The sequence below is a fragment of the Herbaspirillum huttiense genome, assembly GCF_047300815.1.
GTDB lineage: Bacteria > Pseudomonadota > Gammaproteobacteria > Burkholderiales > Burkholderiaceae_D > Herbaspirillum > Herbaspirillum huttiense_A.
This window is the reverse complement of record NZ_CP178608.1, coordinates 2,350,260-2,370,118: the sequence shown is the minus strand read 5'-3', so window position 1 is coordinate 2,370,118 and position 19,859 is coordinate 2,350,260. Positions and strand designations below refer to the sequence as shown.

At 60.3% G+C, this 19,859-nt stretch carries 20 protein-coding genes; 13 read left to right on the top strand and 7 right to left on the bottom strand.

Annotated features, from left to right (window positions below; genetic code table 11):
- Positions 1–13 precede the first annotated feature (13 nt).
- The 4 genes from ACLRDN_RS11000 to ACLRDN_RS10985 all read left to right on the top strand — a co-directional run bounded on the left by ACLRDN_RS11000 (position 14) and on the right by ACLRDN_RS10985 (position 5,029).
- Entirely contained in the window at positions 14–1,069 is a 1,056-nt protein-coding gene (locus ACLRDN_RS11000) for a bifunctional UDP-4-keto-pentose/UDP-xylose synthase (RefSeq protein WP_413460041.1), read from the top strand.
- A 282-nt stretch (positions 1,070–1,351) separates the two neighbouring features.
- On the top strand, positions 1,352–2,293 hold the full coding sequence (locus ACLRDN_RS10995) for a xylanase (RefSeq protein WP_413460040.1): 942 nt from the start codon (positions 1,352–1,354) through the stop codon (positions 2,291–2,293).
- A gap of 94 nt (positions 2,294–2,387) precedes the next feature.
- Complete coding sequence (locus ACLRDN_RS10990) at positions 2,388–2,864, top strand: peroxiredoxin (RefSeq protein ID WP_413460039.1); 477 nt, start codon at positions 2,388–2,390, stop codon at positions 2,862–2,864.
- 461 nt (positions 2,865–3,325) lie between these two features.
- Positions 3,326–5,029 (top strand): PhoH family protein, encoded by a 1,704-nt coding sequence (locus ACLRDN_RS10985; RefSeq protein WP_413460038.1) that lies wholly within the window; start codon positions 3,326–3,328, stop codon positions 5,027–5,029.
- A 98-nt stretch (positions 5,030–5,127) separates the two neighbouring features.
- On the opposite strand, the gene ACLRDN_RS10980 is transcribed toward ACLRDN_RS10985, so the two are convergent.
- The 7 genes from ACLRDN_RS10980 to rpsF all read right to left on the bottom strand — a co-directional run bounded on the left by ACLRDN_RS10980 (position 5,128) and on the right by rpsF (position 10,192).
- Positions 5,128–6,135 (bottom strand): inorganic phosphate transporter, encoded by a 1,008-nt coding sequence (locus tag ACLRDN_RS10980; RefSeq protein WP_039788418.1) that lies wholly within the window; start codon positions 6,133–6,135, stop codon positions 5,128–5,130.
- Positions 6,136–6,205: 70 nt separating this feature from the next.
- Complete coding sequence (locus tag ACLRDN_RS10975) at positions 6,206–6,832, bottom strand: DUF47 domain-containing protein (RefSeq protein WP_134222217.1); 627 nt, start codon at positions 6,830–6,832, stop codon at positions 6,206–6,208.
- Between the two features lie 202 nt (positions 6,833–7,034).
- Positions 7,035–8,480, bottom strand: a complete 1,446-nt coding sequence (locus ACLRDN_RS10970; RefSeq protein ID WP_413460037.1) for a replicative DNA helicase — start codon at positions 8,478–8,480, stop codon at positions 7,035–7,037.
- A gap of 204 nt (positions 8,481–8,684) precedes the next feature.
- On the bottom strand, positions 8,685–9,137 hold the full coding sequence (gene rplI, locus ACLRDN_RS10965; protein WP_039788422.1) for a 50S ribosomal protein L9: 453 nt from the start codon (positions 9,135–9,137) through the stop codon (positions 8,685–8,687).
- A gap of 26 nt (positions 9,138–9,163) precedes the next feature.
- Positions 9,164–9,448, bottom strand: coding sequence for a 30S ribosomal protein S18 (rpsR, locus tag ACLRDN_RS10960; protein WP_006462643.1), 285 nt, complete (start codon positions 9,446–9,448; stop codon positions 9,164–9,166).
- 55 nt (positions 9,449–9,503) lie between these two features.
- Positions 9,504–9,803 carry a primosomal replication protein N gene (gene priB / locus ACLRDN_RS10955; protein ID WP_288066116.1) on the bottom strand — a complete coding sequence of 100 codons (300 nt, stop codon included), beginning with the start codon at positions 9,801–9,803 and terminating at the stop codon, positions 9,504–9,506.
- Positions 9,804–9,826: 23 nt separating this feature from the next.
- Entirely contained in the window at positions 9,827–10,192 is a 366-nt protein-coding gene (rpsF, locus tag ACLRDN_RS10950; protein ID WP_006462645.1) for a 30S ribosomal protein S6, read from the bottom strand.
- Positions 10,193–10,519: 327 nt separating this feature from the next.
- Here rpsF and lexA point away from each other — a divergent pair, with 327 nt between their 5' ends.
- The 9 genes from lexA to ACLRDN_RS10905 all read left to right on the top strand — a co-directional run bounded on the left by lexA (position 10,520) and on the right by ACLRDN_RS10905 (position 19,852).
- Positions 10,520–11,176 (top strand): transcriptional repressor LexA, encoded by a 657-nt coding sequence (lexA, locus tag ACLRDN_RS10945; protein WP_413460036.1) that lies wholly within the window; start codon positions 10,520–10,522, stop codon positions 11,174–11,176.
- A 202-nt stretch (positions 11,177–11,378) separates the two neighbouring features.
- Positions 11,379–13,361, top strand: a complete 1,983-nt coding sequence (locus ACLRDN_RS10940) for a tetratricopeptide repeat protein (RefSeq protein WP_413460035.1) — start codon at positions 11,379–11,381, stop codon at positions 13,359–13,361.
- Between the two features lie 322 nt (positions 13,362–13,683).
- A complete protein-coding gene (locus ACLRDN_RS10935; protein ID WP_413460034.1) occupies positions 13,684–14,772 on the top strand; it encodes a flagellin in 1,089 nt (362 codons plus the stop codon).
- Positions 14,773–14,850: 78 nt separating this feature from the next.
- Entirely contained in the window at positions 14,851–15,210 is a 360-nt protein-coding gene (locus ACLRDN_RS10930; RefSeq protein ID WP_413460033.1) for a flagellar protein FlaG, read from the top strand.
- Positions 15,211–15,439: 229 nt separating this feature from the next.
- The gene (gene fliD / locus ACLRDN_RS10925; protein ID WP_413460032.1) at positions 15,440–17,509 is read left to right on the top strand and encodes a flagellar filament capping protein FliD; all 2,070 of its coding nucleotides are present in this window, start codon (positions 15,440–15,442) and stop codon (positions 17,507–17,509) included.
- 28 nt (positions 17,510–17,537) lie between these two features.
- Entirely contained in the window at positions 17,538–17,996 is a 459-nt protein-coding gene (gene fliS / locus ACLRDN_RS10920) for a flagellar export chaperone FliS (RefSeq protein ID WP_413460031.1), read from the top strand.
- A 5-nt stretch (positions 17,997–18,001) separates the two neighbouring features.
- Positions 18,002–18,331 carry a flagellar protein FliT gene (locus tag ACLRDN_RS10915; protein ID WP_413460030.1) on the top strand — a complete coding sequence of 110 codons (330 nt, stop codon included), beginning with the start codon at positions 18,002–18,004 and terminating at the stop codon, positions 18,329–18,331.
- Between the two features lie 2 nt (positions 18,332–18,333).
- Positions 18,334–19,521 carry a flagellar hook-length control protein FliK gene (locus tag ACLRDN_RS10910; RefSeq protein WP_413460029.1) on the top strand — a complete coding sequence of 396 codons (1,188 nt, stop codon included), beginning with the start codon at positions 18,334–18,336 and terminating at the stop codon, positions 19,519–19,521.
- On the top strand, positions 19,508–19,852 hold the full coding sequence (locus tag ACLRDN_RS10905; protein ID WP_259434926.1) for an EscU/YscU/HrcU family type III secretion system export apparatus switch protein: 345 nt from the start codon (positions 19,508–19,510) through the stop codon (positions 19,850–19,852). The genes ACLRDN_RS10910 and ACLRDN_RS10905 overlap by 14 nt, the downstream gene beginning before the upstream one ends.
- The last annotated feature ends 7 nt before the right edge of the window (positions 19,853–19,859 follow it).

The window sequence follows — 19,859 nt, the reverse complement described above, 5'->3', positions numbered from 1 at the left end:
AGCTCTCTACATTATGAAAAAAGTCCTCATTCTCGGCGTCAACGGCTTCATCGGCCACCACCTGTCCAAGCGCATCCTGGAAACCACGGACTGGCACGTCTATGGCATGGACATGATGACCGACCGCATCACCGACATTCTGGAAAACGAGGCTTACAAGTCGCGCATGCACTTCTTCGAGGGTGACATCACCATCAACCAGGAATGGGTGGAATACCACGTCAAGAAGTGTGACGTGATCCTGCCGCTGGTGGCCATTGCGACCCCGTCGACCTACGTGAACGCCCCGCTGCGCGTGTTCGAGCTGGACTTCGAAGCCAACCTGCCGATCGTGCGTTCGGCTGCCAAGTATAAGAAGCATCTGGTCTTCCCCTCGACCTCTGAAGTCTATGGCATGTGCCATGACGAAGAATTCGATCCGGAAGAATCCGAACTGATCTGCGGCCCCATCAACAAGCCGCGCTGGATCTACTCCTGCGCCAAGCAGCTGATGGACCGCGTGATCTGGGGCTACGGCATGGAAGCCGGCCTGAACTTCACCCTGTTCCGTCCGTTCAACTGGATCGGCGCCGGCCTGGACTCGATCCACACCCCGAAGGAAGGTTCGTCGCGCGTGGTGACCCAGTTCTTCGGCCACATCGTCCGTGGCGAGAACATCTCCCTGGTCGACGGCGGCCAGCAGAAGCGCGCCTTCACCTACATCGATGACGGCATCGACGCCCTGATGAAGATCATCGCCAACGAAGGCGGCGTAGCCACCGGCAAGATCTACAACATCGGCAACCCGGTGAACAATTATTCCATCAAGGACCTGGCCGACATGATGCTCAAGCTGGCCGCCGAGTACCCGGAATACGCCGACACTGCCAAGCAGGTGCAACTGGTGGAAACCACTTCCGCCGCCTACTACGGCAAGGGTTACCAGGACGTGCAGAACCGCGTGCCCAAGATCACCAACACCTGCGAAGAACTGAACTGGGCGCCCAAGACCACCATGGCCGACACCCTGCGCAACATCTTCGACGCCTACCGCAGCCAGGTGGCCCAGGCTCGCGCGCTGATGGACTGACCGGTCGCTCCCTGCCGGCCTCATGCAAACCGCGCTTCGGCGCGGTTTTGCTTTTTGTGCCTGTTTTGTGCCTGTTTCGTGCCAGGGCCAGGCAGAACAGATCGCCCTGATGACACTGCATTGCCCCGCATGCTGCGCTGCTGCATATTGTTCTATCCTGCGCAGGATGCTAGTCTCGCAACTTGTCACCGGCCGCCGCAGTCCGACGCCCGGCGCGCCACCCCGACAGCAAGCTAGAACATGGCGGACCACCGCCCATCACCCTCTTTCCGGTCCAGCGAATTGCCCAAACTCACTCTCAAGATCGACGCCGACACCTACCGCGGCACCCGCGTGGGCGTCCCCAACCTGATCAACCAGTTGCGCCGCCATCGCGCTGGTGCCACCTTCCTGTTTTCGCTCGGCCCCGACCACACCGGCTGGGCGTTGAAGCAGATCTTCCGTCCGGGCTTCTTCAGCAAGGTCTCGCGCACCTCGGTGGTGGAACACTACGGCCTCAAGACCCTGATGTACGGCACCCTGCTGCCGGCGCCGGACATCGGCAAGACCTGTGCCGACTTCATGCGTGCAGCCAGGGACGCCGGTTTCGAATGCGGCATCCATACCTGGGACCACCGTGTCTGGCAGGATGACGTCCGCACGGCCGAGGCCCAATGGACGGTGGAGACCATGCACAAGTCGCATGCCCGCTATCGCGAGATCTTCGGCGACGCGCCGCGCACGCACGGTGCTGCAGGCTGGCAGATGAACGATCACGCTTTCGTTCAACTGGACCAGTTCGGCATGGCCTATAGCTCGGACGGCCGCTCGCAACTGCGCGAAGACGGCCGCCTGGCCGACGCCGATGCCGGTCCGCATCGCCTGGCAGCCTTTGGCAAGCCGCTCTCCTGCGTGCAGCTGCCGACCACCCTGCCCACCCTGGATGAAATCCTGGGCCGCGAGATCGGCGGCAAGATGATTGATGCCGGCAATGCGGCGCAATTTTTGCTTCAACTGACCAAACAACCACGTGACCATGTGTTCACGCTACACGCGGAACTTGAAGGACAGAAACTCGGCCCCATTTTCGAACAATTGCTCACCGGCTGGCGCGCCCAAGGCTACGAACTGGTCTCCATGGGCGACTACTACCAGAGCATCAAGAATGACGTCCTGCCCATCCTGCCGATCGCCTGGGGCGAACTGCCTGGCCGGTCGGGCGAGATGATCGTGCAGGCCATGTAAGGCTGCACAAGGGCTAGCAGATTGGCTTTATCAGGGCCGGGGAAACCGGCCCGCCAACCATCCACCAACAAGACTTCACCTACGGGGCGCCACTTTGACAGACCGACCATCCCTCCAGAACAAGACCGTGCCGGACTTCTCGGCCGCCATGACCAGTGGCAAGACCTTCAACCTGGCCGACTATCGCGGCAAGAACCTGGTCCTGTACTTCTACCCCAAGGACAACACCCCCGGCTGTACTACCGAAGGCATGCAGTTCCGTGACCTGCATCCGCAGTTCCAGGCTGCCAATACCGACATCTTCGGTATCAGCCGCGACAGCCTGAAGTCCCATGAAAACTTCAAGGGCAAGCTGGGCATGCCTTTCGAGCTGATCTCCGACCCCGATGAAACCCTGTGCACCATGTTCGATGTCATGAAGATGAAAAACATGTATGGCAAGCAAGTTCGCGGCGTGGAGCGCAGCACGTTTGTGATTGACGGCGCAGGCAAAGTGGTGAAAGAATGGCGTGGAGTGAAGGTTCCTGCACACGTGGATGAGGTGCTGGCCTTCATCAAAACCCTGGCCTGAATGTAGTTCGATTCCTGAGACAAGCGGTCCGGTTACTGCAGCGCAATAGCCCTCTCGGCTGTGGCGAGCTGGTTCCGGACGGCAACGATCGATTCAGGCCGCGGCGCGGGTACCTGGCAAGTCTCTGCGACGCGTTCCAACCATGCGGTCAAACGATACAAGCCATTGAATTCAAACAGAAAAACGTTTGCTGGAAGCCGTTTCAGGTTAAGGCCCGTGGCCTGCCGAAACGGCTTTTTTACTTTTTACTTTGCCACCCCTGCCGTCCAGGCCAATCAAGCCCTCGCCCATTCCCTGTCTGCCCTCCGTACGGCAATGGCTGCTACGCCGCAGCACAGGTGCAAGGATTTCATTGGCATGCCCGGCCTTGCAGCAAGATCCCGCTCTTTGCTGTCTGATGTATTGCTTCACCTGTTCGCTCTGACAAAGCGGTGTTTTCTTCATCCACTTCCGAGGTCCTGATGCCCCTGCCCAAAATGCCGAGCAAACCAGCTTCGATGCTGTCTCCCGAGGACTATCCCAAGGCCGATCGCAACAAGCCCGTCAAACCGAACATCACACTCGTTGAAACCTCCGCTGCCGTAGTTGCACCCCAAGCAGTTGCAGTTGCCGTTGCCGACGTCTCCGACACCAAGGTCACCGCGCCGCGTGCGCGCATCACCGGCAAGACTGCCGCCGTGGCCGAGAAACCGAAAGCCGCTCCCAAGAGCGCAGAAGCCCGTCCCAAGTCGCCCACCAGCCGCGTGGCCGACAAGCTGGGCAAGTCCAAGCTGTTCGTGCTGGATACCAACGTGCTGATGCACGATCCGACCTCGCTGTTCCGCTTCGAGGAGCATGACATCTACCTGCCCATGGTCACGCTGGAAGAGCTGGACAACCACAAGAAGGGCATGTCCGAAGTGGCGCGCAATGCACGCCAGATCTCGCGTTCGCTGGATGCATTGGTATCGGACGTGGCCGAGGACTCGATCGACCTGGGCATCCCGCTGTCCAAACTGGGCAACAAGGATGCCAAGGGCCGCCTGTACTTCCAGACCAAGCTGCAGAACGCCGCCCTGCCCGAAGGCCTGCCCGAGGGCAAGGCCGACAACCAGATCCTGGGCGTGGTCCGCGCGCTGGACCAGCAGTATCCGGAACGTCCGGTGGTGCTGGTCTCCAAGGACATCAACATGCGCCTCAAGGCGCGTGCCATCGGCCTGCCGGCGGAAGATTACTTCAACGACCACGTTCTGGAAGATACCGACCTGCTGTATTCGGGCATCCAGCAACTGCCGGATGACTTCTGGAACAAGCATGGCAAGGGCATGGAGTCCTGGCAGGAAAGCCGCCACGGCACCAGCTACACCTACTACCGTGTCACCGGCCCGTACGTGCCCTCGCTCCTGGTCAACCAGTTCGTCTTCATCGAACCCAAGAATGGCGAACCGGCTTTCTACGGCCAGGTCAGCCAGATCAACGGCAAGACCGCCGTACTGCAGACCCTGCGCGACTTCGGCCATGCCAAGAACAGCGTCTGGGGCATCACTGCGCGCAACCGCGAGCAGAACTTCGCGCTGAACCTGCTGATGAACCCGGAGTGCGACTTCGTCACCCTGCTGGGCCAGGCCGGTACCGGCAAGACCCTGCTGGCGCTGGCTTCGGGCCTGGCGCAGGTGCTGGAGACCAAGCTCTACAACGAAATCATCGTCACCCGCGTGACGGTGCCGGTCGGTGAAGACATCGGTTTCCTGCCGGGCACGGAAGAAGAGAAGATGGGCCCCTGGATGGGCGCCTTCGATGACAACCTCGAAGTGCTCAACAAGTCCGATGGCGATGCCGGTGAATGGGGCCGCGCTGCGACCCAGGACCTGATCCGCTCGCGCATCAAGATCAAGTCGCTCAACTTCATGCGCGGCCGCACTTTCGTGAACAAGTTCTTGATCATCGACGAGGCCCAGAACCTCACGCCCAAGCAGATGAAGACCCTGGTCACGCGCGCCGGCCCTGGCACCAAGATCGTCTGCCTGGGCAACATCGCCCAGATCGACACGCCCTACCTGACCGAAGGCTCCAGCGGCCTGACCTATGTGGTCGACCGCTTCAAGGGCTGGGCGCACAGCGGGCATGTCACCCTGGCGCGCGGCGAACGCTCGCGCCTGGCCGATCACGCCAGCGACGTGTTGTAAGCACTTTTCTTCCGCATCAAAGCAAAAAGCCACGTGAAAACGTGGCTTTTTGCTTTTGGGCGGCCGCTGCGCTTGCAGCGACCGTGGCGGACAGCTTGTTACAGCACGTGCACGCCGATCCACCAAGCGATCGCCGCCACGAAGGCCGACGCCGGAATGGTGAAGATCCAGGCCCAGACGATGTTGCTGGCCACACCCCAACGCACGGCCGACATCTTCTGCGCCGCGCCCACGCCGACGATGGCGCCGGTGATGGTGTGGGTGGTCGAGACCGGAATGCCCAGTGCAGTGGCGATGAACAAGGTGATCGCGCCACCGGTTTCGGCGCAGAAACCGCCGACCGGCTTCAACTTGGTGATCTTCTGGCCCATGGTCTTGACGATGCGCCAGCCGCCGAAGAGCGTACCGAGGCTGATGGCGCAATAGCAGGAAATGATGACCCACATCGGCGGCGCATCCGGAGAGGAATAGCCGGAGGCAATCAACAGCATCCAGATGATGCCAATGGTCTTCTGCGCATCATTGCCGCCGTGCCCGAGGCTGTACATGGAGGCCGACAGCAGCTGCAGGCGGCGGAACCAGCCATCGATCTTGCGTGGTGTGGAGCGGAAAAAGATCCACGACACCACGAGCATCATCAGCGAGCCAAACACCAGGCCCAGCACGGGCGAGAGCACGATGAAGAGAATCGTCTTCAACAGGCCCGCCGAGATCAGCGCGCCGGTACCGGCCTTGGCCACGGCCGCGCCGACCAGGCCGCCGATGAGGGCATGCGAGGACGAGGACGGGATACCGTAGTACCAGGTCACCAGGTTCCAGAAGATGGCCCCGATCAGGGCACCAAAGATGACGTACTGGTCAACGATGGCCGGTTCGATGGTGCCCTTGCCCACCGAAGCCGCCACGTGCAGCTGGTGGAACACGAACACGGCCGCCAGGTTGAAGAAGGCCGCCATGGCCACGGCGGTCTGCGGACGCAGCACGCCCGTGGAGACCACGGTGGCGATCGCGTTGGCGGCGTCGTGGAAACCGTTCATGAAGTCGAACAGCAGGGCCAGGACGATCAACAACGCGAGAATATGTAAGCTGATTTGGATTGTTTGCATGGGGAAACCGTTGTATGAAACCAGCGGCGTCCCCGTCGGAAATCGAGGGAATCGCCGCTACGCCGGAAGATCAGGCGTTTTCGACGATGATGCCTTCGATGATGTTGGCCACGTCTTCGCAGCGATCGGTGACGGTTTCCAGGATTTCGTAGATGGCCTTGAGCTTGATCAGGGTGCGCACGTCCGGTTCATCGCGGAACAGCTTGGACATGGCCGCACGCATGACGTGGTCAGCGTCGGACTCCAGGCGGTCGATTTCCTGGCAGATCGACAGGATCTGGCGCGAGTTGTCCATGTTGGACAGCAGGCCCACGGCCGACTGCACCTTCTCCGCACAGGACAGGCACAGCTCGGCCAGGCGCTTGGCTTCCGGCGTGATGGCCTTGATGTCGTAGAGGGAGATGGTCTGGGCCGCGTCTTCCAGCAGGTCCAGGATGTCATCCATGCGGGTGATCAGCTGGTGGATGTCATCGCGGTCCAGCGGCGTGATGAAGGTCTTGTGCAGCAGTTCGATGGCATTGTGCGTGACCTTGTCGGCTTCCTTCTCGACGGCTTCAATGGCGTGCACGCGAATTTCAAGGTCGTCGAAATTGGTCATCAGCGCCACCATTTCTTTCGCGCACTTGACCGCCAGCTCTGCATGCTGATTGAAAAGGTCAAAGAATTTGCCTTCAGTCGGCATCAATCGTCCAAACATTTTTCTCTCTCATCAATGGTTAGCGCTCATGTAAAGCGCCGTTTCGAACCGGCCTGCGGCTGCCCCTTGGAAGCCGGTACCCCGCCCTGCCGGTCCTGCACGAACGGCCTTGGGAGCCGTTCGCCTTGCATGACACGGGCGGCCCGACGCCGCCCGTGATCCTTGTGCAGCGACACGCCCTGGTGGCGCGCCGCCGTTGGCATCAGTCGCCGCCGTAAGGCTGCGCCAGATTGCCGATATAGTTGTCGTACTTGGTATACATCCCCAGGAAGGACAGGCGAATGCTGCCGATGGGGCCATTACGCTGCTTGCCGATGATGATTTCCGCCGTGCCCTTGTCGGGCGAGTCCGGATTGTAAACTTCATCACGGTAAATGAACAAAATGACGTCAGCATCCTGCTCGATGGCGCCCGATTCGCGCAAGTCGGACATCACGGGACGCTTGTTGGGACGTTGTTCCAGCGAGCGGTTCAGCTGCGACAGCGCGATCACCGGGCAATTGAGTTCCTTGGCCAGGCCCTTCAGGCTACGCGAGATTTCCGAGATTTCGGACGCGCGGTTTTCAGAAGAGCTGCCACCGTTGCCCGACATCAGCTGCAGGTAGTCGATGATGATGAGCCCCAGTTTGCCGCATTGGCGCGCCAGGCGGCGCGAACGTGCGCGCAATTCGATGGGCGACAGCGCCGGCGTTTCGTCGATGTAAAACTGAGCATCGTTCATCTTCTGGATGGCGTGCGTCAGGCGCGGCCAGTCTTCGTCCAGCAGGCGGCCGGTACGCAGGCGGTGCTGGTCCAGGCGTCCGACTGAACCCAGCATACGCATGGCCAGCTGCGCGCCACCCATTTCCATGGAGAACACCGCCACCGGCAGGCCCGACTCGATGGCCACGTGTTCGCCGATGTTGATCGAGAAAGCCGTTTTACCCATGGAAGGACGGCCGGCCACGATGATCAGGTCGCCCGGCTGCAGGCCGGAGGTCATCTTGTCCAGGTCCATGAACCCGGTCGGCACGCCCGTGATGTCGCTGGAATTGTCGCGATTGTAGAGTTCGTCGATGCGCTCGACCACTTGCGTGAGCAGGGGCTGGATTTCCATGAAGCCCTGCGAGCCGCGCGAACCTTCTTCGGCAATGGCGAAGATCTTGGATTCGGCCTCGTCCAGCATGGACTTCACATCCTTGCCCTGCGGATTGAAGGCATTGCCGGAAATCTCGTCGGCCACGGTAATGAGCTTGCGCAGGATGCCGCGATCGCGGACGATCTCGGCGTAGCGGCGGATGTTGGCCGCAGAAGGCGTATTTTGCGCCAGCGCATTCAGGTAGACCAACCCGCCCACCTCTTCGGCCTTGCCGCTGGTGGACATGGCTTCGTAGACGGTGATGACGTCGGCAGGCTTGGTGCTGTTGATGAGCTTGACGATGTGCTCGAAGATGATGCGGTGATCGTAGCGGTAGAAGTCTTCAGCGCTGACGAAGTCGGCGATACGGTCCCAGGCTGCGTTGTCCAGCAGCAGGCCGCCCAGCACCGATTGCTCGGCCTCGATGGAGTGGGGCGGCACACGGAGCGCATCGAGCTGGGGGTCCGATGACTCTCTCTGGCCACGGAAAAATTCTGGATTGCCGCGGGACGATTCTTTCATGGCGCGCATTATAACCTGCTGATGTGAAGCCGTAGGTCCGTCCGAACGTTTTTGCACGACCAGATGCTTCATGCGAACGGATGCAATATGAAGCCATTGACATACCCCGCCAGGCAGATGGCCAGCGGCAGGATGCCTTTGCACAACTGACAATAAAAAAGCCAGGCGAACCCGGCTTTTTTATTGCAAAACGAATTGCAGCAAACAGGCGTATTACGCTTGCTCGCCCTTGACTGCGATGGTGACGTCGACCACCACGTCGGTGTGCAGAGCCACCGACACCGGGTGTTCGCCAACGGTCTTGAGCGGACCGTTGGGCAGGCGCACTTGCGACTTCTCGACAGCAAAACCCTTCTTGCCCAGGGCTTCAGCGATGTCGAAGTTGGTCACGGAACCGAACAGACGGCCGTCAACGCCGGCCTTCTGCGACACTTCCACGGTGGCGCCGGTCAGCTTTTCGCCTTGGGCTTGGGCAGCGGCCAGCTTCTCGGCAGCAGCCTTTTCCAGGTCGGCGCGCTTGGCTTCGAATTCAGCGATGGCTGCATCGGTAGCGCGGCGGGCCTTGCGTTGCGGGATCAGGAAGTTGCGTGCGAAACCGTCCTTGACGCGCACGACATCACCCAGACCGCCGAGATTCACGATTTTTTCCAACAGAATGACTTGCATGTTTTTCTCCTATTTCTCGACGCTGATTAGGCGTTGTGCAGATCGGTGTACGGCAGCAGGGCCAGGTAACGCGCGCGCTTGATGGCGGTGTCAACTTGACGCTGGTAGTGGGCCTTGGTACCGGTCAGGCGTGCCGGCATGATCTTGCCGTTTTCCTGGACGAAGTCCTTCAGGGTGTCCACGTCCTTGTAATCGACCTGTTCAACGCCAGCGGCGGTGAAACGGCAGAATTTCTTGCGCTTGAACAGCGGGTTTTGCTGTTGGCGCTTGTTTTTCAGCTTGCTTTTATCGAACTTTTTACCGAATGCCATGGTTGGCTCCTGTATCTAAAAATTGGGTAAGGTCTGTTTGGCTACCTTGCGCCGCTCAATCCGGCGCGACCGGGCCAAAATCAACGATATGAAACACGACGCTCTTGCTATTGCGATTCCTGCGGGCTAAAAAGCCGGTGAACCGGAAGACTTCACCCAGTGCCGCCCTGTTGAGCGCACCGGAGATTTCCCCCGCTGCCAGCGCCGCGATCTCGAATTCGACCTGACGCTTCATGCCTGCCTCCGTCTGCTCCGACTGATGCTGCAACCTGGCAGTGACAATCGGGATACCGGCCGGCGTATAACGCAATACATCACGTTCGGCCAGGCTGGCGATGACTTGAAGCTGGTTCACTCTCCGCTATGGTGTCGCAGCGCTTAAGCTGCCGGTGCTTCGGTACGGCTCTTGGCCGCGTCTTCCTTCTGCACAGCCTTCAGGATGGGGGAAGGACCGGTTTCGGCCTTCTTCATCTTGACGGTCAGGTGGCGCAGGACGGCGTCGTTGAACTTGAAGCCGGTTTCGATTTCAGCCAGCGTTTCGCTGTCGACTTCGATGTTCAGGCAGACGTAGTGAGCCTTGGCCAGCTTCTGGATCTGGTAAGCCAGTTGGCGACGGCCCCAATCTTCGACACGGTGGACCTTGCCGCCGCGGGTGGTGACGATGCCCTTGTAACGCTCGATCATCGCCGGCACTTGCTCGCTTTGGTCCGGGTGGACGATAAATACGATTTCATAATGACGCATGTAGACTCCTTATGGACTTATTGAAGACGCCCACCCCGGCGTCAAGACGGGTGTGGGAAGAGGAAAACCCGAGATCATACTAGGTTTCCGTCCTGACAGCAATGCCAGCGTCACGCCACTGCGGCCGCAGGGCCACAACGCGGGCCCTGCACATCGCCGCCAGCGGCTCAGAACCAGATTCTTCAGTTGCAGCGCACTCTATATAAATAAGAAAGCGTGCCTTTTCCGCACCGGAATATGCATGTTGCCGTTGACACAAGGATTGTACCTGTATAAAAATACAGACTGTTCATCCAGACAGCCTTCCCTCCGAGAAAGGCCACCCTCATGCTCAAACTGACTGCGCGCCAGGAACAGATCCTGAACCTGATCAAGAACGCCATCGAGAACACCGGCTTCCCTCCCACGCGTGCAGAGATCGCCGCCGAGCTGGGCTTCCGTTCGGCCAACGCCGCCGAAGAGCACCTGCAGGCGCTGGCCCGCAAGGGCGCCATCGAGATTTCCCCCGGCACCTCGCGCGGCATCCGCCTGCGCGAATCTGGCACCGCAGGTATCAGCACTGCACGCCAGATGGCCCTGCCCCATCCCGCCCTGATGCAGCTGAGCCTGCCGCTGATCGGGCGCGTGGCGGCGGGTTCGCCCATCCTGGCCCAGGAACACGTGGAAAAGACCTATCAGGTCGACCCGGCCATGTTCCCGGCCAAGCCCGACTACCTGCTCAAGGTGCGTGGCATGTCCATGCGCGATGCCGGCATCCTGGACGGCGACCTGCTGGCCGTGCGGCGTGCCGACCAGGCGCGCAATGGCCAGATCGTGGTGGCCCGCCTGGCTGACGAAGTCACGGTCAAGCGCTACCAGAAGAGCGGCAGCGTCATCACCCTCTTCCCCGAGAACCCGGAATTCGAGCCCATCATCGTCAAACCGGAAGAAGACCAGTTTGCCCTCGAAGGACTGGCCGTGGGATTGCTGCGCAGCTGGAACTGAAGCCTGCACGGCGTGCAGGCCCGGCTACCGGACAAGCGCCCCGGCAGGCCTCCCATCGCTTGTTGATACATGAACCTCCGCCTAAAACGGAGGTTTTTTGCTTTCTATTCACCTCTTCGCCTGTGACGGGTTGCGCATATCATCCTGACTGGATAGCTATGCCCGGCGCAACCGATGCGCCCAACCAAGAGGACCCTTTTCGATGTCGACGCGCAAGAGCAGCAACAAGCACGGCAAACACATTCCGGCCCCGGCGGCCGCCAAGTCCAACCTGCAGGATCTGCTGGATATCCGCAAAAGCCTCGACTTGCTGGACAGCCGCAAAACCGAGGAAGCCAAGAAGCTCTGCATGGCCGTGCTCGCCAGAGCCCCCAAGCTGGTCTTTGCCAACCACGCGCGTGGACTGGTGGCCATGCAGGAGGGCCTGTTCCCGGAGGCGGAAACGTATTTGCGCAAAGCCATCGAGGCCGACCCCGACAATGCTGAATACCTGAGCAACCTGGCCGGTACGATCCTGAACCAGGACCGCATTGACGAAGCCATTGCCATCTACGAGCACGCCATCTCCATTGACAAGGAAAACCGCGCCGCACGCATCGGCCTGGCCAATGCCCTGCACGAAAAGAACGACCCGGAAGCCTCGGTCGCCTACTTCGAGGATGCCGTCAAGCGCGAGCCCAATGCGCCCGGCCCCCTGTCCCATCTGGGCCGCGCACTGATCGAGGCGCACCGCTTCAACGAGGCCGTAGCCATCATTCTCAAGTCGCTGGAACTGCAGATCAACTTCGCACCGTCGCATACAGCCCTGGGCGAGGCACTCCACGCCATGGAAATGTACAACGAGGCAGTGGAGTCCCATAAGACCGCCATCATCCTGGATCCCCAGGACACCTATGCCCATAACAAGATCGCCGACACCTATCTGAAATTGAACCGGATCCAGGAAGCCCACGAACACTTGCTGCGCGTCATCGAAATCGCGCCCAAGGATCCCAATGGCTACGTGAAGCTGGGCTCCAGCTATTTCAGCACCGGCGACCGCTTCGACGACGCCATGCGCATGTTCAACCAGGCCCTGGCCCTGGACCCCAAGCACGCCCTCACCTACAACAACATCGGCGCCATCCAGCACGATCACGGCGACAGCGAAGATGCCATCGGCAACTTCCGCAAGGCCCTGGCGATCCGCCCCAACTATCCGACCGCCAAGCACAACCTGGCATTGACCCTGCTGCTGCAGGGGCAGTTCGAAGAAGGCTGGGAGTGCCATGAGAGCCGACTGATCACCAAGGAACGGGCTCACGTCTACCGCCTCATCCACAAGCTCTTCGAGCTGATTCCAAAATGGGACGGCAAGTCCTCGCTGGCAGGAAAATACATTCTGCTGATGCACGAGCAGGGCTTCGGCGATAGCATCCAGTTCCTGCGCTATGTGCGCCTGGTGATGGACCAGGGCGCCCGCGTGGCGGTGCATGTGAAGAATCCCTTGTACCGCCTGTTCCAATCCTTCACACCGGAGATCACGCTGGTGCGGGAAAGCGACCCCTTGCCGCCCTGCGACTGCTCGTACGTACTCATGAGCCTGCCCTACGCAATGCGGACCCACACGGTGGATGACATCCCGCGCTATCCGGAGGGGTACCTGGCCGCCGACCCCATCCTGGCGGCCACCTGGCGTGAAAAAATTAACACGATGTCAAGATCCGAGCGCAACCTGCGCATCGGCATGGTCTGGGGCGGCAATCCTGAGCACGGCAACGATCGCCACCGCTCCATTGCGCTGGATACTTTCAAGCAACTGTTCGATTTGCCGAACATGGAGTTCTACTCTTTGCAGAAAGGCAAGCCCCTGGAGGCCCTCAAGGCCCTGCCCGCCGAACTCCCCGTGTTCAACCTCGGCGACGATTGCCAGGACTTTGCCGATACCGCTGCCGTCATCAGCAACCTTGACCTGGTCATCAGCGTGGATACCTCCGTGGCCCACTTGTCCGGAGCCCTGGGCCATCCGACCTGGGTCTTGCTGCCCCATATCCCGGACTGGCGCTGGCTCAATGAGCGCGAGGATTCCCCCTGGTACCCGGGCATGCGCCTGTTCCGGCAGCCCGCCATCAGCGATTGGAACTCGGTGCTCAAGCGCGTCGGCGAGGAGTTGATCATCATGCAACAGAAGAAAGCCCAAGGCTGAGCGAACCCGGCAGCCTCGTCACTCCGCAGAAACCGTCCCTCGGGGCGGTTTTTGCTTTTCAGAACATTTTTCTTGGCCGCAACAGCAATTTTGCTAAAGTTTTCCGGATTGCCGTCGAAAAAGGATTTGCTTGGACTTTCAAAGCACGCAGTTTTAGTTCGGAAAGCCTTGAAAAAGATTTTTTGCAAATAGCCCTAAACTTTTTCCAAGACTGCCCGATAAAGCAATCAACAGAGGTTGAAACGCCTGGGGCTCATGGGTAGAAGACCAACGTTAGGCACTGAAACTCGGATCATCGGTCTCAAATCTTAGGAGAATTAACATGGCAGCAGTCATTAATACCAACATTCCGTCGCTCAATACGCAGCGGAACCTGAATGCGTCGCAGTCGTCGCTGAACACCTCGATCCAACGTCTGTCTTCCGGCCTGCGCGTCAACAGCGCCAAGGACGACGCCGCCGGCCTGGCTATCGCCGACCGCATGAACTCCCAGATCAAGGGTCTGGCAGTTGCTCAACGTAACGCCAACGACGGTATCTCGATGGCGCAAACCGCTGAAGGCGCTCTGTCGACCGTCGGCGACAACCTGCAGCGTATGCGTGAACTGGCCGTTCAAGCTTCGAACGGCACCAACAGCGCGCAAGACCGCAAGACCCTCAACGACGAATACACCCAGCTGTCGCAGGAAGTGTTCCGCGTTCTGAACGGCACCAGCTTCAACGGCCAAAACCTGTTCACCGGCGTGGGCCAAGGCGCCTCCGCTGGCGTGGGCTCCTCGTCGGCCAACGTGTCGGCTTCCCTGACCCTGTCGTTCCAGGTCGGTGCCAACGTGCAAGACAACAAGCTGAACGACCAGATCACCATCACCCTGGATGACCTGTCGAACAACTCCACCATCGCTACCGTCATCGGCACCAGCGCCAAGGGCCTCATCGGTCTGGGCGACACCTCCGGCGTGAGCACTGCGCAAGCGGCCTACACCTCGGCCAAGGCCAATCTGGACAACCTGTTCGCCACCGGTTCGTCCCTGTCGGCCAGCGCCCTGGCATCGTCGGCTGTGTCCCTGCAGACTGCCGTTGACAGCGCCAAGCTGTCGCTGGACCAAGCTGTTGCCAACCCGTCCGCTCAGAGCGATGCTCAGAAGGCCATCCAGAACCTGGACAAGGCCATCAGCCTGATCTCCTCCAAGCGTGCCGAGTTCGGTGCCGTGCAGAACCGCTTCAGCGCCGTCATCAGCAACTTGCAGGTGTCGAGCGAGAACATCACCGCGTCGCGCAGCCGTATCATGGATACCGACTACGCGCAGGAAACCGCGAACCTGACCCGTGCGCAGATCCTGCAACAAGCTGGTACCGCGATGCTGTCGCAGGCCAACTCGGCGCCGCAGCAGGTCCTCTCGCTGTTGAAATAAGCCAGATAGCTAGGTAGGATGACGTGCGGGGGATAGGCCTTATTCTCCGCACGTTCCTTTAAGGAAGGGAGTAGCACCATGTCGATTGCCCCACTTAATATCACCGCTGCTGGCGACTCCGGTACTGCATATGCAGCGCCGAAGGCGGCCGAGAAGCCCGATCCCGTGGTATCGACGGTCGCACCGGCGACCACCCCGGAAGCTCGTCGCGCAACCGAATCTGAACTCAATGATGCCGTGGGCAAATTGAATGATTTTGCGGCTGCCAATGCTGCCGCGTTGAATTTTTCCAAAGACCAGGACACCGGCAAAACCATCATCAAGGTGGTCGATACGGCAACTGATACCGTGATTCGCCAGATTCCCAGTGAAGAAGCGATCGCCATCGCCAAGTCGATCGACAAGATGCAAGGCTTGCTGATCAAGGAAAAGGCTTGAGTTTTTCCTCGAGTCTGGTACGAACTGCAGTGGCTCGAACAACCGCATGCGTCAATGTGCTTTCATTGCGCATGACGGATTCGGCTACCCCAGTTCATAACGGATTCAGATAGTTTTCCGCACAGCGTCCCCCTCTGCCCCGACGCCGTACTTGAGAGCCCATCTCCTCTTGACCGCGCTGGATAACTGCTCAGCGCTGTGCCTCACGCAAAGATTCAGGAGTTGAACCGTGGCCACTTCAACCGGCACCATTTCCACATCGGCAGGCCCGCTCGATGTCTCTACCCTGGTCAGTCAACTGATCTCGGCCGAAAGCCAGACGCAGCTGACCCCGCTGACCACCCAGGCCAGCAGCTACAACACCCTCATCTCCGCCTATGGCAGCCTCAAGGGTGCCCTGTCGAGTTATCAGTCCGCCATCAAGGCCCTGACCGCAGCCAGCTTCAGCGCCCAGAAGAGCTCGGTAAGCAATGCCGGCACCGGCACCAACCTGACCACCGATCCCTTCACGGCTGACGTCAACAGCGACAACTCGACCAAAATCCTGGCGCAGAAGCTGCAATCCGCAGGCGTGAGCAGTGGCACTACTTACAATGCTGGCGATTCGATCGCCATCAAGATAGGCACCAATTCTCCGACCTTCATCACCTTGCAGGCCAATTCGACCCTGGCTGGCGTGCGCGATGCGATCAACGCCTCCAAGGCTGGCGTGAGCGCCTCCATTACCACCGACGGCAGCGGCGACCACCTGGTGCTGGAGTCGACCACCGGCGGCACCGCCAACACCATCAAGGTTTCGGCCAACAACAGCCTGTCCGCGTTTGCTTACGATCCGTCGAGCTCCACGCCGAGCACCATGACTCAGACCCAGGCACCGCGTGACGCCACCAAGGCGGCTTCGGGCACTTACTCGGTAGCGGTCTCGCAACTGGCGCAGACGCAGAAACTGAGCTCGGCCAGCATCGCACCGGGCACCACCTTCGACAACGGCATCCTGGCCATCAAGACCGGTACCGGTTCGACTGCCATCATCCAGCCTGCCACCAATACCCTGGCCGGCGTGCGGGACGCCATCAACAGCAGCGATGCGGGTGTCAATGCCACCATCGTCAGCGACGGCACCAACGACCACCTGGTCATCACTGCCAAGGACAGCGGCGCGGCCAATACCATCAAGATCACCGGCACCGGCAACTATTCGGTCTTCAGTGCCGACCCCAGCGGGACCGTCATCTCGCCCAACGTCAGCACCAGCCAAACCTACACTTCCGGCACGCTGAACCTGAAGGTGGGCGACACCACGGTGGCCATCAACCCCACCGCCAACGGCAGCGGCAACATCGACCTGAACCAGGTCATGAGCGCCATCAACGGCGCCAGCGCGGGCGTGACCGCCTCCATCAGCAATGACGGCACCAACAACCACCTGGTCCTCACCCCCACCGGCAGCAGCGCCACGGCGGCAGTCTCCCTGACCGGTACCGGCGATTATTCAGGCCTCACCATGAGCGGCATGGGCCAATTGCTCAAGGCCCAGGATGCCAAACTGTCCATCGATGGCGTGGCCGTCACCAGCACCAGCAACAAGGTCGAAAACGTCATCTCCGGCGTGACGCTCAATCTGTCCAAGGTCACCACCTCGGCCGACAACTTCACCCTGAACATCAGCAACGACACTTCAGGCATCACTACTGCAGCCAACAGCTTCGTGACGGCTTACAACACCCTGGCCAAAGCAGTGGCCGGGATGACTGCACAGACGCCCTCCACCACCCTGGGCCAGGCCAACAACTCGGCACCGCTGGCCAGCGAATCGTCGGTGCAGACCATCATGAACCAGCTGCGCAACACCCTGTTTGCCAACGTCGATGGCGGCAATGGCATCAGCAGCCTGTCCGACATCGGCATCAGCTTCCAGAAGGATGGCACCCTGGCGCTGGACGCCACCAAGCTGTCGACGGCGACCACCAACAATTTCGCCGGCATTGCCAATCTCTTCACTGGCACCGATCCGGATACGACCAACACTACATCGTCCAAAAATGGTATCGTCACCAAGTTGCAGACCCTGCTGACGAACCTGCTGAGCGACAGCGGCATCATCGCCTCCAAGACCAATGGTCTGCAGGCCAGCCTGAAGATCAACCAGGATCGCCAAAGCACGGTGCAGACGCGCTTGTCGAACCTGAAGGACGACTACACCAACCAGTTCAATCGCCTCAACACCACCCTGGCCAGCATGCAGTCCACGCAGAGCTACCTGACCCAGCAATTGGCCAGCCTGGCCAAGAGCGGTTGAAGCATTACCGCGAACATAGGAGAACGTCATGTTCGGAAGCATGAAACGCGGCGCCAACGCCTACGCCAATATCGGGGTAGAAACCGGCGTGATCGCCGCAAGCCCCCACAAGCTCATCACCATGCTCTTCGACGGCGCATTGGTGGCCATCGCCCTGGGCAAGAAGTCCATGGGCGAAGGCAACATCAAGGACAAGGGCGAATCCATCACCAAGGCCATCCTGATCATCGACAATGGCCTGCGCGCCAGCCTGAACAAGGAAGTCGGCGGCGAACTGGCCCTGAACCTGGATTCGCTGTACGAATACATGAGCCGCAGGCTGTTCGAGGCCAATGCCACCAACAACCCGGCCATCCTGGACGAAATCCACGGTCTTCTCGATGACATCCGCTCGGCCTGGGAGCAGATCGGCCCCAACGCCGCGCAATCGGCACCGCAGATGGCTTTCCTGCAAGACAGCGCCCAACCCAGCTTTGCAAAGGCTTGACTGACATGAACGGTGATGACGTCATCGCCCTCTACGAGTCCATCTCGCAATTGACCGACGAGATGCGTTCGGCCGCCCGCGCCGGCGACTGGGATCTGCTGGCAGCGCTGGAGGCCCAGTGCGGCCAGCACATTGCCAGCCTGCGCAACAGTGAAGAAAACATCACGCTCTCCGAGCCGCTGCGCCATCGCAAGGTCGACATCATCAAGAAAATCCTGGAAGACGACCGCGATATCCGCAACCTCACCGAACCCGGATTGCGCAAGCTCTCGGCGCTGATCCAAAGCAACCAGACCGAACAGAAGCTCCTCAATACCTACGGCATGGGTAGTTGAGCATGTTGCCGCGGGCCGATATCGCCAGCGCCGTCCAGCCCGTCAATCCAGTCGAAGCGGCCACTGCCGTCGTTTCGGTTGCCGATGCCAGGCAGGAAGCCTTCAGTCGCCTGGCCCAGATTGCCATCGGCCAGCAGATGTCGGGCCGCATCCTCTCCAACTTCAACGACGGTACCTTCCTGGTACGCATCGCCAATACGGCCGCGCGCATGGTGCTGCCCAACAGTGCCAAGGTCGGCGATACGCTGACCCTGACGCTGGTCTCCAAAGATCCCCGCCCCACTTTCTCGGTCAACGAAGGCAGCATTCGCCCTGACGAGGAAAGCGCCTCGGTCGCCTTGAGCACGGCCGGACGCGCCATGCAGAAGGACCTGAAGTCGCTGCAGTTCGTCACGCGCGATGACAGCGGTGCCGGCCAGATCGCGCAGAACGAGGATGTCGCCGCCGACGCCCAGGCCAAAGGCGCGCGCCAGGGCCAGTCAGGCGCACCGGCCAGCACCACGACCACACTCAGTCACGCAGGACGATTGATCGACAACTTGCTGCACGCTTCGCAACAAGGCGACGTGGCCGACCATATCAATGCGCCTGCCCCGCTGCTGCCCAAAGCCAGCGTCCCGGCCGACCAGATGGCGGCTGCGCTCAAGGATGGCATCAGCTACAGCGGTGTATTCTATGAATCCCATGTCGCCGCCTGGGCCGCCGGCCAACGTCCCGCGGAAGAGCTCATGAAGGAGCCGCAAGCCCAGGTGGCCGCTCGCAGCGCTGGCGAGATCAACCTGCTCAACGACAGCGATCCGGCCCAGAACCAGCTGGGGCAGATCATCAACCTCCAGCTCAATGCGCTGGAACAGCAGCGCGTGGTCTGGCATGGCGAGATCTGGCCGGGCCAGAAGATGGAATGGGAAATCAGCCAGGAACACGGCCAGGACAATCCCGACTCACGCGGCAACGACGAAGAAAACGCCCCCAGCTGGCACAGCGTGGTGCGCTTCAATTTCGCGCACCTGGGCAGCGTATCGGCCTCGATTCGCCTGATTGGCCAGCAGATCCACGTCCAAGTGAAAGCGGACAATGAAGCCGCCGCCGCTGCCTTGCGCGGCAATACTGGCCTGTTTGCCAACGCCATGGCCGCCGCCGGCACCTCCCTCGACTCCCTGATCGTCAAGCAAGCCGATGGAGAAACCTAACATCCCCCTGCAAAATGCCGTGGCCCTGGCCTACAACGCCAGCCAGGCAGCCCCCCAGGTAGTGGCCAAGGGCCGCGGCCTGGTGGCCGAAGCCATCATCGCGCGGGCGCGCGATGCGGGCGTCTACGTCCACGAATCGAAGGAACTGGTCTCGCTGCTGATGCAGGTCGAACTGGACCAGCAAATCCCCCCTGCCCTGTACCGCACCGTCGCTGAATTGCTGGCCTGGCTATATCGTATTGAAAATATGCAATTAAGCGGGTCTGTGATGTATGATACAGGGTCAAACTATTCCAATAATTCCTCTGGGGAAAGCGATTCTACTCGCTGAATTCCGA

Excerpts from the sequence above, each read along its gene's own strand:
- ACLRDN_RS11000 (WP_413460041.1), top strand. The coding sequence starts at position 14 with ATGAAAAAAGTCCTCATTCTCGGCGTCAACGGCTTCATCGGCCACCAC.
- ACLRDN_RS10985 (WP_413460038.1), top strand. The coding sequence starts at position 3,326 with ATGCCCCTGCCCAAAATGCCGAGCAAACCAGCTTCGATGCTGTCTCCC.
- ACLRDN_RS10980 (WP_039788418.1), bottom strand. The coding sequence starts at position 6,135 with ATGCAAACAATCCAAATCAGCTTACATATTCTCGCGTTGTTGATCGTC.
- ACLRDN_RS10975 (WP_134222217.1), bottom strand. The coding sequence starts at position 6,832 with ATGTTTGGACGATTGATGCCGACTGAAGGCAAATTCTTTGACCTTTTC.
- ACLRDN_RS10970 (WP_413460037.1), bottom strand. The coding sequence starts at position 8,480 with ATGCGCGCCATGAAAGAATCGTCCCGCGGCAATCCAGAATTTTTCCGT.
- rplI (WP_039788422.1), bottom strand. The coding sequence starts at position 9,137 with ATGCAAGTCATTCTGTTGGAAAAAATCGTGAATCTCGGCGGTCTGGGT.
- rpsR (WP_006462643.1), bottom strand. The coding sequence starts at position 9,448 with ATGGCATTCGGTAAAAAGTTCGATAAAAGCAAGCTGAAAAACAAGCGC.
- rpsF (WP_006462645.1), bottom strand. The coding sequence starts at position 10,192 with ATGCGTCATTATGAAATCGTATTTATCGTCCACCCGGACCAAAGCGAG.
- lexA (WP_413460036.1), top strand. The coding sequence starts at position 10,520 with ATGCTCAAACTGACTGCGCGCCAGGAACAGATCCTGAACCTGATCAAG.
- ACLRDN_RS10940 (WP_413460035.1), top strand. The coding sequence starts at position 11,379 with ATGTCGACGCGCAAGAGCAGCAACAAGCACGGCAAACACATTCCGGCC.
- ACLRDN_RS10935 (WP_413460034.1), top strand. The coding sequence starts at position 13,684 with ATGGCAGCAGTCATTAATACCAACATTCCGTCGCTCAATACGCAGCGG.
- ACLRDN_RS10930 (WP_413460033.1), top strand. The coding sequence starts at position 14,851 with ATGTCGATTGCCCCACTTAATATCACCGCTGCTGGCGACTCCGGTACT.
- fliS (WP_413460031.1), top strand. The coding sequence starts at position 17,538 with ATGTTCGGAAGCATGAAACGCGGCGCCAACGCCTACGCCAATATCGGG.
- ACLRDN_RS10915 (WP_413460030.1), top strand. The coding sequence starts at position 18,002 with ATGAACGGTGATGACGTCATCGCCCTCTACGAGTCCATCTCGCAATTG.
- ACLRDN_RS10910 (WP_413460029.1), top strand. The coding sequence starts at position 18,334 with ATGTTGCCGCGGGCCGATATCGCCAGCGCCGTCCAGCCCGTCAATCCA.
- ACLRDN_RS10905 (WP_259434926.1), top strand. The coding sequence starts at position 19,508 with ATGGAGAAACCTAACATCCCCCTGCAAAATGCCGTGGCCCTGGCCTAC.